Below are 13186 nucleotides of genomic sequence, written 5' to 3'. Positions count from 1 at the left end.
CGTCCCTGTCGCCGTCGCGGGCCGGTGATTTCATGCAATGTCCTCTGCTGTACCGCTTCCGGGTCATCGACAAACTGCCCGAGAAGCCCAGCGAAGCAGCTACCCGGGGCACGCTGGTGCATGCGGTGCTGGAGCGGCTCTTCGACAATCCGGCGGCGGAGCGCACGGCCGGCCGGGCCGCGGCGCTGATCCCCGCCCAGTGGGACCGGCTGCTGGAGTCGAAGCCGGAGCTGTCCGAGCTGTTCTCGGAGGACGCCGGGGGCGAGCGTCTTGCGCGCTGGCTCTCGGAGGCGGAGAGCCTGGTGGAGCGGTGGTTCTCGCTGGAGGACCCGACGCGGCTGGAACCCGCCGAGCGCGAACTGTTCGTCGAGACGGAGCTGGAGTCGGGACTGCGGCTGCGCGGGGTGATCGACCGGATCGACGTGGCGCCCACGGGCGAGGTCCGCATCGTCGACTACAAGACGGGGAAGGCGCCGCGCCCGGAGTACGCGGAGGGCGCGCTCTTCCAGATGAAGTTCTACGCGCTGGTGATCTGGCGGCTGAAGGGCGTGGTGCCGCGCCGTCTCCAGCTCGTCTATCTCGGCAGCGGCGACATCCTGACGTACGACCCGGTCGTGGCGGACCTGGAGCGGGTGGAGCGGAAGCTGCTGGCGCTCTGGGACGCGATCCGGCTGGCGACCGAGACGGGTGAGTGGCGGCCCCGGCCGACGAAGCTCTGCGGCTGGTGCGACCACCAGGCGGTCTGTCCCGAATTCGGCGGTACTCCCCCGGTCTATCCGCTGTCGGTACGCCCGGCGGAGTCGGAGCAGGACGTGCAGGGCAGAATGGATCCGGTCCGTACCGAGGCCGGCCGGCCTGTGGCCCCCGAAGGACCTTGAGGAGACCTTGTGGCTATCCGCGTCCTACTGGTCGATGACCAACCGCTGTTGCGCACCGGCTTCCGGATGATCCTGGAGGCGGAAGGTGATCTCGCGGTGGTGGGAGAGGCCGGTGACGGTCTCCAGGCTCTCGACCAGGTGCGCGCGCTGCAGCCCGATGTGGTGCTGATGGACATCCGCATGCCGCGGATGGACGGCGTCGAGGCGACGCGCCAGATCACCGGTCCCGGCCGGGACGGTCCGGCGAAGGTCCTGGTGCTGACCACGTTCGATCTCGACGAGTACGTGGTGGAGGCGCTGCGCGCGGGCGCCAGCGGCTTCCTGCTGAAGGACGCTCCCGCCAATGAGCTGGTGCAGGCGATCCGCGTGGTCGCGGCGGGTGAGGCGATGCTGGCGCCGAGCATCACCCGCAGGCTGCTCGACAAGTATGCGGACCATCTGCCGTCCGGCGAGGAGCCGGTGCCCGACACCCTGCACACGCTGACGGACCGTGAGGTCGAGGTGCTGAAGCTGGTGGCGCGCGGACTGTCGAACGCGGAGATCGCCGCGGACTTGTTCGTCAGTGAGACGACGGTCAAGACGCACGTCGGCCACGTGCTGACCAAGCTCGGCCTGCGCGACCGGGTACAGGCGGCGGTGTACGCCTACGAGAGCGGTCTGGTGCGCCCCGGGGCCCAGTGAGCGGCTCCGAGCGGCGGCCCCGGAATCGGCCCGGGGCACGGACGACGCCCCGGCCGGGTTCGGCCGGGGCGTCGTCCGTGCTCAGGAGGTTCGGACGGTGCCGTCGCCCAACTCCCAGAGCTGGAGGTCGGCGGAGGAGTTGACCGCCCATTCGACACCGGTGAGGTCTTCGCGCGACGCGACGTACTGCTTGCCCTGCCAGATCGGCAGTACGGGGACATCGTCGGCGACGATGTCCTGGAGCCGCTCGAAGGTCTTGGCGGAGGCGCTGCGGTCGGCCTCGCGCCGCGACTGCGGAATGAGCGTCTTCTGGGCGAGCGTCGACCTGTAGGGCGAGTTGAGGAAGTTGTTCTTGTCGAGGAACGGCGCCATGTAGTTGTCGGGGTCCGGGAAGTCGGGGAACCAGCCCATGCCGTACACGGCGTAGTCGCCGCGCACCTGTGCGGGGCGGTACTTCGCCCAGGGGGAGCTCTCGACGGTGACATCGAACAGGCCGGTGTCGTCGAACTGCTTCTTCAGGGTTTCGAACTCGGCGGCGTTGCCGGCGCCGGCACGGTCGGACGGGTAGTGGAGGGTGAGCTTCACAGGGGTGTCGATGTTTGCGGCCTCCAGGATCGCCGCGGCCTTCGTGGTGCTGGGTTCGCTGTACTTGTTGTAGAACGAGTTGGCGTGCCCGGTGATGCCGGACGGGATCAGCGAGTACAACGGCTCGGCCGTGGCGCCGTACACCTTGCTCGCGATCTCTCCGCGGTCGACGACCTGGGCCATGGCCTGGCGGACGGCCTTGTTCTTCACGGCCGGGTCGTCGGTGTTGAAGCCCAGGAAATGGATGGCGAGTCCGGGTATCTCGGTGAGCTTGATGCCGTCCTCGGGCTTTTCGAGCAGTTGCTGGGACTGCTCGGGCGACATGGTGCGGGTCATCATGTCGATCTTCTTGTCGTCGAAGGCCTTGCCCATGGCCGTCGAATCGGGGAAGACGTCCAGCTCGACCTTCTCGTTCCGCACCTTCAGATCCCCCTTGTAGTGGGGGTTCCTGGTGAAGACCACCTTGACGACCTGGTTGTGCTCGACTTCCGGCTTCATGGTGTACGGACCGGATCCGTCCACCTGGAATCCGGTACGCGCGGACTTCGCCGCGTACTTGTTCCGCGGCACGATCCCGGCGACCGGAGTGGCGAGCTTGTACGGGAACGTCGCGTCCGGGGTGCGGAGATGGAAGACGACCTCACGCTCGCCCTGCGTCTCGACCGTGTCGATGTTGGCGAGCAGGGCGACGGGCCCGTTGGGAGCGTTGATGCGGATGACGCGGTCGATGGAGTACTTCACGTCATCGGCGGTGACGGCCCTGCCGTCGGCGAACTTCAGACCGCTGCGCAGCTTGCAGCGGTAGCTCTCGTTCTGCGTGTCCGTGAAGGTGCAGCTCTGCGCCGCCTCGGGGACCGGCTGCCCGCCGCCGCGCGGCACGTGCATCAGGGTCTGCACGGTCTGCCGGAGCACATTCCACACCCCCGCCTCGTAGCCGATGGCGGGGTCGAGCGGCGCGGGAGTGTCCTTGGAGGCGACGAACTGGTCCGTGGTGCCGACGACGATGGCGGCCCTGCCATCGTCCCCGTCGCCCGACGCGCCGCAGGCGGCGAGTACGGGCGCGAGCAGGCCGACGACGGCCGGCAGCACCAGAGTCTTGCGGTTCATCTTGGACGCTCTCCCTCATCCCGGCATTGAGACAGCGAGATTAGTGCGCGCCGTAGGCAATGCCGGACCAGAGCTGTCCGGATGTGTAATCGGACGGTGATGGGAATATCGGCGAGCCGTTTTCCCCCGCCGGGACCGTTTCGCACAGGTCCCCACCAACCGGGACAGTTCGACACCACGAAACGGGCACCCGGGCGGATCCTGAAAAGTCTTCGGTTGCGATTCGGGTGACAAAGCTCACGCCCGAGACCCCTTTTTCGTCCCTGCCGCGCGCCCGGCTCACACACTGACGTACGACAGAAAGCACACGATTCGACGCCGAGAGCTTTTCGGTTCATTCACAGAAATACTCTCGGTGCGCGGATCACTGCATTCCCGTTACCAGGCCCCGGAGAAATGCGAGATCGACTTCTTCCAGCGACCGTACGACGACCCGGCCGGACGCGGGGGCGATCGGTGCGACGGACGGGACGGCGACCACCCGGCAGCCCGCGGCCTCCGCGGCCGCGACGCCGGTGGCCGTGTCCTCGATGACCGCGCAGCGCTCGGGCTCCGCCCCGAAGCCGGACGCGGCGGTGAGGTAGGGCTCCGGGTGCGGCTTGGTACGGGAGACCTCGTCGCCCGCGACGGTGAGGGAGAAGTGGTGGTGTCCCACCGAGTCCAGCACGCGGTCGATGATCCGCCGGTGCGAGGCGGAGACCAGGGCGGTGGGGATCTCGTGCCTGGCCAGTTCCGCCAGGAGCCGTGCCGCGCCCGGCATCAGCGGCACACCGCGGCCGATGCGCTCCTCGAAGCGGTCGTTGAGCAGCACGGTGAGTTCGGCGAGGGTGATGTCCGCACCGGTGACGTCCATGAGGTAGCCGGCACTGCGGGTCATCGGCCCGCCGACCACCACGTCCCGCCAGGCCTCGTCGAGCTGGTGCCCGAGCTCGGCGAAGACCTCCACCTCGGCGTCCCACCAGAAGCCCTCGGTATCGACGAGGGTGCCGTCCATGTCGAGCAGGACGGCCTGCAGCGCGGCGCCTTCGGCCGTGCGGGTCATGGACGCGGGAACCGTGCTGGTCATCCGGCACACCTTCCGTAAGGGACGAGAAGGCCGGCCGTCTTTTCCCGTGGGAAGGACGACCGGCCTGCACTGGACCGACAAGTGTACGACTTGACCTGCTACGGCGCGTTGAACGCGGTCTTACCGCGCGTTGAAATACTTCGCCTCGGGGTGGTGGATGACGATCGCGTCGGTGGACTGCTCCGGGTGGAGCTGGAACTCCTCCGAGAGATGCACCCCGATCCGCTCGGGCCCGAGCAGCTCGGCGATCTTCGCCCGGTCCTCCAGCTCGGGACAGGCGCCGTAGCCGAGGGAGAAGCGCGCGCCGCGGTACTTCAGCGCGAACATGTCCTCGACATCGGCCGGGTCCTCGCCGCCGAAGCCCAGCTCGGAGCGGACCCGGGCGTGCCAGTACTCGGCCAGCGCCTCGGCCAGCTGTACGGACAGGCCGTGCAGCTCCAGGTAGTCGCGGTAGGAGTTGGCCTCGAAGAGCTTGGCGGTCTCGCCGCCGATCTTCGAGCCGACGGTGACGACCTGGAGGCCGACCACATCCGTCTCCCCGGACTCCTCGGGGCGGAAGAAGTCCGCCAGGCAGAGGCGCCGGCCGCGGCGCTGGCGCGGGAAGGTGAAGCGGGTGCGCTCGGAGCCGTCCTCGTGGAGCAGGATCAGATCGTCACCCTTGGAGACGCAGGGGAAGTAGCCGTACACGACGGCGGCTTCCAGCAGGTTCTCGGTGTGGAGCTTGTCGAGCCAGCCGCGCAGGTGCGGGCGGCCCTCGGTCTCGACCAGTTCCTCGTACGTCGGTCCGTCACCGGCGCGGGCCTGCTTGAGACCCCACTGGCCCTTGAAGAGCGCGCCCTCGTCCAGCCAGGACGCGTACTCCTTGAGCTGGATGCCCTTGACGACCCGGGTGCCCCAGAACGGGGGCTCGGGGACCGGGTTGTCGACGGCGACGTCGGAGCGGACGCCCTCCTCGGGCTCCTCCACCTCCAGCACCGCCGTGTCGCGCTTGGGTACGCGGCGCTGCTTGAGTTCGGGCAGGGTGGCGCCCGGGACGCCGCGCTTGACCGCGACCAGGGCGTCCATCAGACGCAGCCCCTCGAACGCGTCGCGGGCGTAGCGGACCTCGCCCTCGTAGATCTCGTGGAGGTCCTGCTCGACGTAGGCGCGGGTGAGCGCGGCGCCGCCGAGGATCACCGGGTACTCGGCGGCCAGCTTGCGCTGGTTCAGCTCCTCCAGGTTCTCCTTCATGATCACGGTGGACTTCACCAGGAGACCGGACATGCCGATGACGTCGGCCCGGTGCTCCTGGGCGGCGTCCAGGATCGCGGAGACGGGCTGCTTGATGCCGAGGTTGACCACGTTGAAGCCGTTGTTGGACAGGATGATGTCGACGAGGTTCTTGCCGATGTCGTGGACGTCGCCACGGACCGTGGCCAGCACGATCGTGCCCTTGCCCTCGGCGTCGGACTTCTCCATGTGGGGCTCCAGATAGGCCACCGCGGTCTTCATGACCTCGGCGGACTGGAGCACGAACGGCAGCTGCATCTGACCGGAGCCGAAGAGTTCGCCGACGACCTTCATGCCCTCCAGGAGGGTGTCGTTGACGATGTCGAGGGCGGGGCGGGTCCGCAGGGCCTCGTCGAGGTCGGCCTCCAGGCCGTTCTTCTCGCCGTCGATGATGCGCCGCTGGAGGCGCTCGTCGAGCGGCAGGGCGAGGAGTTCCTCGGCCTTGCCGGCCTTCATCGACTTCGTGCTGACGCCCTCGAACAGCTCCATCAGCCTCTGCAGGGGGTCGTAGCCCTCGGCGCGGCGGTCGTGGATGAGGTCGAGCGCGACCTTCACCTGCTCCTCGTCGAGGCGCGCGATCGGAAGGATCTTGGAGGCGTGCACGATCGCGGAGTCGAGGCCGGCCTTGACGCACTCGTCGAGGAAGACGGAGTTCAGGACGACCCGGGCGGCCGGGTTGAGGCCGAAGGAGATGTTGGACAGGCCGAGCGTGGTCTGGACGTCGGGGTGGCGCTTCTTCAGCTCGCGGATGGCCCCGATGGTGGCCATGCCGTCGCCCCGGGACTCCTCCTGGCCGGTGCAGATCGTGAAGGTCAGGGTGTCGATGAGGATGTCCGACTCGTGGATGCCCCAGTTGCCGGTCAGGTCCTCGATCAGCCGCTCGGCGACGGCGACCTTGTGCTCGACGGTACGGGCCTGGCCCTCCTCGTCGATGGTGAGCGCGATCAGCGCGGCGCCGTGCTCGACGGCCAGCGCGGTGACCTTGGCGAACCGTGACTCGGGGCCGTCTCCGTCCTCGTAGTTGACGGAGTTGAGGACGGCCCGGCCGCCGAGCTTCTCCAGGCCTGCGCGGAGGACCGGCAGCTCGGTGGAGTCCAGCACGATCGGCAGCGTGGAGGCGGTCGCGAAACGTCCGGCCAGCTCCTCCATGTCGGCGACACCGTCCCGGCCGACGTAGTCCACGCAGAGGTCGAGCATGTGCGCGCCCTCGCGGATCTGGTCGCGCGCCATCTCCACGCAGTCGTCCCAGCGGGCCTCCAGCATCGCCTCGCGGAACTTCCTCGAACCGTTGGCGTTCGTACGCTCGCCGATCGCCAGGTAGGAGGTGTCCTGGCGGAACGGGACGGTCTGGTACAGGGAGGCGGCGCCCGGCTCGGGACGGGGCGCGCGGGAGGTGAGCGCGGAGCCGCGGACACGCTCGACGAGCTGCCGCAGGTGCTCGGGGGTCGTACCGCAGCAACCGCCGACCAGCGAGAGGCCGTACTCCCGGACGAACGTCTCCTGGGCGTCGGCGAGCCCCTCGGGTCCGAGCGGGAAGTGCGCCCCGTCCTTGGTGAGCACCGGCAGTCCGGCATTCGGCATGCAGAGCAGCGGGATACGGGAGTGGCGCGTGAGGTAGCGCAGGTGCTCGCTCATCTCGGCGGGGCCGGTCGAGCAGTTCAGACCGATCATGTCGACGCCGAGCGGTTCCAGGGCGGTCAGCGCGGCCCCGATCTCGGAACCGAGCAGCATGGTTCCGGTGGTCTCGAACGCCAGCGAACACAGCACCAGGAGGTCGCTGCCCATCGCCTCCAGGGCGCGCCGCGCGCCCAGTACGGCGGCCTTGGTCTGCAGCAGGTCCTGCGTCGTCTCGATGATGAGCGCGTCCGCGCCGCCGGCGATCAGCCCCTCGGCGTTCTGCTGGAAGCCGTCCCGCAGCACGGTGTAGGGGGCGTGCCCCAGGGTGGGCAGCTTCGTACCCGGGCCCATGGAGCCGAGCACCCAGCGCTGCTGCCCGGTCGATGCGGTGAACTCGTCCGCCACCTCACGGGCGATGCGCGCGCCCGACTCGGAGAGCTCGTGGATCCGCTCGGGAATGTCGTACTCGCCCAGGGCCGAGGCGTTGGCCCCGAAGGTGTTCGTCTCGACGCAGTCCACGCCGACGGCGAAGTACTCCTCGTGGACGGAGCGCACGATGTCCGGGCGGGTGACGTTCAGGATCTCGTTGCAGCCTTCGAGGTTCTGGAAGTCCTCGAGGGTCGGGTCCTGCGCCTGCAGCATGGTGCCCATGGCACCGTCGGCCACCACCACCCGGGTGGCGAGCGCCTCACGGAGGGCTTCGGCTCGGTTCCGGCTGTCGGCGGAAGGGGTCGGCAACGAGGCCATGGATTTACTCCCTGGGATGCGACGGCTGTCGGCTTTGCGGCTTCGGTGGAAGGCGCACCAGGCCAGCCTAGCCGGGCGGCACCCGGGGCCGTCACTCCGTCCCACGGAACGGACGGCATGCTGTGCGGGGGGATGTCCGAATCGAGTGGTGCCCGCGGTTTTCCTGTGTGATCGAGCATGGGTCGGCATCGACCGATAGTGTTCAGCATTGTCGAACCGAGGTGGAGGAGTACGGCGCGATGGCCAAGAACATCCAGTCGCTGGAACGGGCGGCGGCGATGCTGCGCCTGCTGGCAGGTGGCGAGCGTCGGCTGGGACTGTCCGACATCGCCTCCTCACTGGGCCTGGCCAAGGGCACCGCACACGGCATCCTGCGCACGCTCCAGCACGAGGGCTTCGTCGAACAGGACACGGCGTCCGGCCGCTACCAGCTGGGCGCCGAGCTGCTGCGGCTGGGCAACAGCTACCTGGACGTACACGAGCTGCGGGCCCGCGCGCTCGTCTGGACGGACGACCTGGCCCGCTCCAGCGGCGAGAGCGCCCACCTCGGAGTCCTGCACCAGCAGGGCGTGCTCATCGTCCACCACGTCTTCCGGCCCGACGACAGCCGGCAGGTCCTGGAGGTCGGGGCCATGCAGCCACTGCACTCCACGGCCCTGGGCAAGGTGCTCGCGGCGTACGACCCGGTGGCGCACACCGAGGCCCTGGAGGCCGAGCGGCAGCCCTTCACCCCGCACACCGTCACCGACGCGGAGGAGTTCGAGGCGATGCTCGACCTGATCCGGGCGCGCGGCTGGGCGGCCGACGTGGAGGAGACCTGGGAGGGCGTGGCCGCGGTGGCCGCCCCGATCCACGACCGGCGCCGGATGCCGGTCGGCGCCGTTGCCGTGACCGGGGCGGTGGAGCGGGTCTGCGCGGACGGGAAGCTGCGCCCCGAGCTGATCGCCGCGGTGCGCGACTGCGCCCGCGCCGTCTCCAGGGACCTGGGCGCCCGGCCCTTCTGACCGCCGCGGCCGGCGGTGGCGATCGAGTTAATCGAGTTATAGGCCACACAACCCTTGACGCCTGATTCACCTGGGAGAAACACTGCCGTTCATCGGTCGGCATTGTCGAACAGCTAACGGAAATCCGCGTTAGGGTGTGACAGCGCCAAGGGCCGGAAAACGCCCTCACGTGAGGGCGCGGACCACCGGAGGGACCCGGGGTTCGGCTTCCCTGGACGAAGGACAAAGGAGTCGCGGGTGTCCAGCTCCGACATCTTCATCGGCGAGACCATAGGTACCGCCGTACTCATCCTGCTCGGCGGTGGTGTCTGTGCCGCCGTCACTCTCAAGCGCTCCAAGGCGCAGAACGCCGGCTGGCTCGCCATCACCTTCGGGTGGGGTTTCGCCGTGCTGACCGGCGCGTATCTGGCCGGTGGCGTTTCCGGCGCGCATCTCAACCCGGCGGTCACGATCGGTCTCGCGATCGAGGGCGGCACCAAGTGGAGCGACGTACCGCTGTACCTCGGCTCCCAGCTGCTCGGCGCGATGATCGGCGCCGTACTGGTCTGGCTGACGTATTACGGGCAGTTCCGGGCGCATCTAACGGATCCGGAGATCACGGGCACCCAGCCGGGTGAAGAGGCCATGGTCGACCAGGCCTCCGCCCCGAAGGCGGGCCCGGTCCTGGGCGTCTTCTCCACCGGTCCCGAGATCCGCAACGCCGTGCAGAACCTCGCCACCGAGGTGATCGCCACCGTCGTGCTCGTCCTGGCGATCCTCACCCAGGGCCTCAACAACGACGGGAACGGCCTCGGCACGCTCGGCGCCATGGTCACCGCTCTCGTCGTCGTCGGTATCGGTCTCTCGCTCGGCGGCCCGACGGGTTACGCGATCAACCCGGTTCGCGACCTCGGTCCGCGTATCGTGCACGCGCTGCTGCCGCTGCCGAACAAGGGCGGTTCCGACTGGGGCTATGCCTGGATCCCGGTCGCCGGACCGCTCATCGGCGGCGCGATCGCGGGCGGGCTCTACAACGTCGCCTTCGCCTGAGCCGTGACGCACAGAGCCGTGACCCTCCAGACCACACAGACTCCCGGGAGCACACCGTGACCGACGCACACACCACCGGCCCGTTCATCGCGGCCATCGACCAGGGCACCACCTCCAGCCGCTGCATCGTCTTCGACAAGGACGGCCGGATCGTCTCCGTCGACCAGAAGGAGCACGAACAGATCTTCCCCAAGCCGGGCTGGGTCGAACACGACGCGACCGAGATCTGGGAGAACGTCCAGGAGGTCGTCGCCGGCGCCATCGTCAAGGCGGGCATCACCGCCGCCGACGTGAAGGCGATCGGCATCACCAACCAGCGCGAGACCACGCTGCTCTGGGACAAGAACACCGGTGAGCCCGTCCACAACGCCCTGGTCTGGCAGGACACCCGCACCGACGCGCTCTGCAAGGAGCTCGGCCGCAACGTGGGCCAGGACCGCTTCCGCCGCGAGACCGGTCTGCCGCTCGCCTCGTACTTCGCGGGCCCCAAGGCCCGCTGGCTGCTGGACAACGTCGAGGGCCTGCGCGAGCGCGCCGAGCGCGGCGACATCCTCTTCGGCACCATGGACTCCTGGGTCATCTGGAACCTGACCGGCGGCACCGACGGCGGCGTCCATGTCACCGATGTCACCAACGCCTCGCGCACCCTCCTGATGAACCTGCACTCGATGGCCTGGGACGACAAGATCCTCGCGTCCATGGAGATCCCGGCGGCCGTGCTGCCCGAGATCCGCTCCTCCGCCGAGGTGTACGGCACCGCCAAGGGCGGCGTCCTGGCCGGTGTCCCGGTCGCCTCCGCGCTCGGCGACCAGCAGGCGGCCCTCTTCGGCCAGACCTGCTTCTCCGAGGGCGAGGCCAAGTCCACGTACGGCACCGGCACCTTCATGCTCATGAACACCGGCGAGACGCCCGTCAACTCGTACAACGGACTGCTGACGACCGTCGGGTACCGGATCGGCGACCAGAAGCCGGTCTACGCGCTGGAAGGCTCCATCGCCGTCACCGGCTCGCTGGTGCAGTGGATGCGCGACCAGATGGGTCTGATCAAGTCCGCGGCCGAGATCGAGACGCTGGCCTCCTCGGTCGAGGACAACGGCGGCGCGTACTTCGTGCCCGCGTTCTCCGGCCTCTTCGCCCCCTACTGGCGTTCCGACGCCCGCGGCGTCATCGCCGGTCTGACCAGGTACGTCACCAAGGCGCACATCGCCCGTGCCGTCCTGGAGGCCACCGCCTGGCAGACCCGTGAGATCACCGATGCCATGACGAAGGACTCCGGTGTCGAGCTCGCCGCCCTCAAGGTCGACGGCGGCATGACCTCCAACAACTTGCTGATGCAGACGCTCGCCGACTTCCTGGACGCACCCGTGGTGCGGCCCATGGTCGCCGAGACGACCTGCCTCGGCGCCGCCTACGCCGCCGGTCTGGCCGTCGGCTTCTGGCCGGACACCGACGCGCTGCGCGCCAACTGGCGCCGGGCCGCCGAGTGGACACCCCGCATGGCCGCGGACACCCGCGACCGCGAGTACAAGAGCTGGCTCAAGGCCGTGGAACGGACCATGGGCTGGCTCGAAGACGAGGAGTAATCACCATGACCACCCTGCAGAGCGTCCCGGCACTCGGGACACACCCGGCCTCCGGCTCCCTTCCGAGCCGCGCCGAGACTCGGGAGCAGCTGTCCGAGGCGGCGTACGACCTCCTGGTGATCGGTGGCGGCATCCTGGGCATCTCCACCGCCTGGCACGCCGCGCAGTCCGGGCTGCGGGTGGCCCTGGTGGACGCCGGCGACTTCGCCGGCGCCACTTCCTCCGCCTCCTCCAAGCTGCTCCACGGCGGTCTGCGCTACCTGCAGACCGGTGCGGTGAAGCTGGTCGCGGAGAACCACTTCGAGCGCCGCGCGGTGTCCCGTCAGGTGGCTCCCCACCTGGCCAACCCGCTCACCTTCTACCTGCCGGTCTACAAGGGCGGACCGCACGGCGCGGCCAAGCTCGGTGCGGGTGTGTTCGCGTACTCGGCACTCTCCGCGTTCGGTGACGGGGTCGGGCACGTGATCAGCCCGGCGAAGGCGCAGCGCGATGTGCCGGAGCTGCGCACGGACAATCTGAAGGCCGTCGCGGTGTACGGCGACGACCAGATGAACGATGCCCGGATGGCGCTGATGACGGTCCGCGCGGCCGTCGACGCGGGCGCGGTCGTCCTCAATCACGCGGCGGTGACCGGGCTGCGCTTCACCAAGGGCCGGGTGACGGGCGCCGACCTGGAGGACCGCACGGACGGCACGGAGTTCGGCGTCGACGCCCGGCTCGTGCTGAACGCCACCGGCCCGTGGGTGGATCACCTGCGCGCGATGGAGGACCCGAACGCGGCGCCCTCGATCCGTCTGTCCAAGGGCGCGCACCTGGTGCTCAAGCGCACCAGCCCGTGGAAGGCCGCGCTGGCCACCCCGATCGACAAGTACCGCATCACGTTCGCCCTGCCCTGGGAGGACATGCTGCTGCTCGGCACGACGGACGAGGAGTACGAGGGCGATCCGGCGGACGTCGCGGTCACCGAGAAGGACACCGCGCAGATCCTGGACGAGGCCGCCTTCTCCGTCAGGGACCAGCAGCTGTCCCGCGATCTGATCACCTACTCCTTCGCGGGCCTGCGGGTGCTGCCGGGCGGTCCCGGCGACACGTCCAAGGCCAAGCGCGAGACGGTCGTGACGGAGGGGCGCGGCGGCATGCTGTCGGTCGCGGGCGGCAAGTGGACGACCTTCCGCCACATCGGCCGTACGGTGATGAACAAGCTGGCCGCCCTCCCCGGGCACCCTCTGGCGGACGACATGGAGCCGATGTCGCACCTGCCGAAGAAGCTCCCGCTGCCCGGCATCGCCAATCCGAACGCGGTGGCGCACCGGCTGCTGATCGACGGCGGTACGCCGGGCCCGCGGATGGCTGCCGACACGGCGCGGCACCTCGCCACGCACTACGGCTCGCTCTCCTTCGACATCGCACGGCTGGCGAACGAGAACCCGGCCCTGGCGGAGCGCATCCACCCGGACGCGCCGGAGATCTGGGCACAGGTCGCCTACGCGCGTGACCACGAGTGGGCCGAGACGGCGGACGACGTGCTGCGCCGCCGGACTACGCTGACGATCCGGGGCCTGGCGACGGACGAGATCCGGGCCGGTGTCGAGGCCGTGCTCGGCGACCGGGACTGACGGG

General features: G+C 69.2%; 9 protein-coding genes. 6 read left to right on the top strand and 3 right to left on the bottom strand.

Annotated elements, in window-relative coordinates; genetic code table 11:
- The first annotated feature begins 32 nt into the window (after positions 1–32).
- Positions 33–878 (top strand): PD-(D/E)XK nuclease family protein, encoded by an 846-nt coding sequence (locus tag ACIOHC_RS14850; RefSeq protein ID WP_351087152.1) that lies wholly within the window; start codon positions 33–35, stop codon positions 876–878.
- Positions 879–887: 9 nt separating this feature from the next.
- Complete coding sequence (locus ACIOHC_RS14845) at positions 888–1559, top strand: response regulator transcription factor (protein ID WP_093541287.1); 672 nt, start codon at positions 888–890, stop codon at positions 1557–1559.
- Positions 1560–1640: 81 nt separating this feature from the next.
- Here the strand turns inward: ACIOHC_RS14845 and ACIOHC_RS14840 are convergent, their stop codons facing one another.
- From ACIOHC_RS14840 to metH, 3 genes are all read right to left on the bottom strand, one after another.
- A complete protein-coding gene (locus ACIOHC_RS14840; protein WP_351086582.1) occupies positions 1641–3251 on the bottom strand; it encodes an ABC transporter substrate-binding protein in 1611 nt (536 codons plus the stop codon).
- Between the two features lie 364 nt (positions 3252–3615).
- A complete protein-coding gene (locus ACIOHC_RS14835) occupies positions 3616–4317 on the bottom strand; it encodes an HAD family phosphatase (RefSeq protein WP_351086584.1) in 702 nt (233 codons plus the stop codon).
- Positions 4318–4437: 120 nt separating this feature from the next.
- Positions 4438–7950, bottom strand: coding sequence for a methionine synthase (metH, locus tag ACIOHC_RS14830; RefSeq protein WP_401842920.1), 3513 nt, complete (start codon positions 7948–7950; stop codon positions 4438–4440).
- Positions 7951–8189: 239 nt separating this feature from the next.
- On the opposite strand from metH, the gene ACIOHC_RS14825 reads away from it, so the two are divergent.
- The 4 genes from ACIOHC_RS14825 to ACIOHC_RS14810 all read left to right on the top strand — a co-directional run bounded on the left by ACIOHC_RS14825 (position 8190) and on the right by ACIOHC_RS14810 (position 13182).
- A complete protein-coding gene (locus tag ACIOHC_RS14825) occupies positions 8190–8954 on the top strand; it encodes an IclR family transcriptional regulator (RefSeq protein ID WP_351086587.1) in 765 nt (254 codons plus the stop codon).
- 237 nt (positions 8955–9191) lie between these two features.
- Entirely contained in the window at positions 9192–9983 is a 792-nt protein-coding gene (locus tag ACIOHC_RS14820) for an MIP/aquaporin family protein (RefSeq protein ID WP_351086589.1), read from the top strand.
- 56 nt (positions 9984–10039) lie between these two features.
- Positions 10040–11566 carry a glycerol kinase GlpK gene (glpK, locus tag ACIOHC_RS14815; RefSeq protein WP_351086591.1) on the top strand — a complete coding sequence of 509 codons (1527 nt, stop codon included), beginning with the start codon at positions 10040–10042 and terminating at the stop codon, positions 11564–11566.
- A 5-nt stretch (positions 11567–11571) separates the two neighbouring features.
- Positions 11572–13182 (top strand): glycerol-3-phosphate dehydrogenase/oxidase, encoded by a 1611-nt coding sequence (locus tag ACIOHC_RS14810; RefSeq protein WP_351086593.1) that lies wholly within the window; start codon positions 11572–11574, stop codon positions 13180–13182.
- Positions 13183–13186: the final 4 nt, after the last annotated feature.

Source organism: Streptomyces sp. NPDC088252 (genome assembly GCF_044740965.1).
Lineage (GTDB): Bacteria > Actinomycetota > Actinomycetes > Streptomycetales > Streptomycetaceae > Streptomyces.
The sequence above is the reverse complement of the archived record's forward strand: the minus strand, read 5'-3'. Positions and strand labels throughout refer to the sequence as shown.

What these genes read in the sequence shown, in the direction of transcription:
- ACIOHC_RS14840 (WP_351086582.1), bottom strand. Translation starts at nt 3,251, where the DNA reads ATGAACCGCAAGACTCTGGTGCTGCCGGCCGTCGTCGGCCTGCTCGCG.
- ACIOHC_RS14850 (WP_351087152.1), top strand. Translation starts at nt 33, where the DNA reads ATGCAATGTCCTCTGCTGTACCGCTTCCGGGTCATCGACAAACTGCCC.
- ACIOHC_RS14810 (WP_351086593.1), top strand. Translation starts at nt 11,572, where the DNA reads ATGACCACCCTGCAGAGCGTCCCGGCACTCGGGACACACCCGGCCTCC.
- ACIOHC_RS14825 (WP_351086587.1), top strand. Translation starts at nt 8,190, where the DNA reads ATGGCCAAGAACATCCAGTCGCTGGAACGGGCGGCGGCGATGCTGCGC.
- ACIOHC_RS14835 (WP_351086584.1), bottom strand. Translation starts at nt 4,317, where the DNA reads ATGACCAGCACGGTTCCCGCGTCCATGACCCGCACGGCCGAAGGCGCC.
- metH (WP_401842920.1), bottom strand. Translation starts at nt 7,950, where the DNA reads ATGGCCTCGTTGCCGACCCCTTCCGCCGACAGCCGGAACCGAGCCGAA.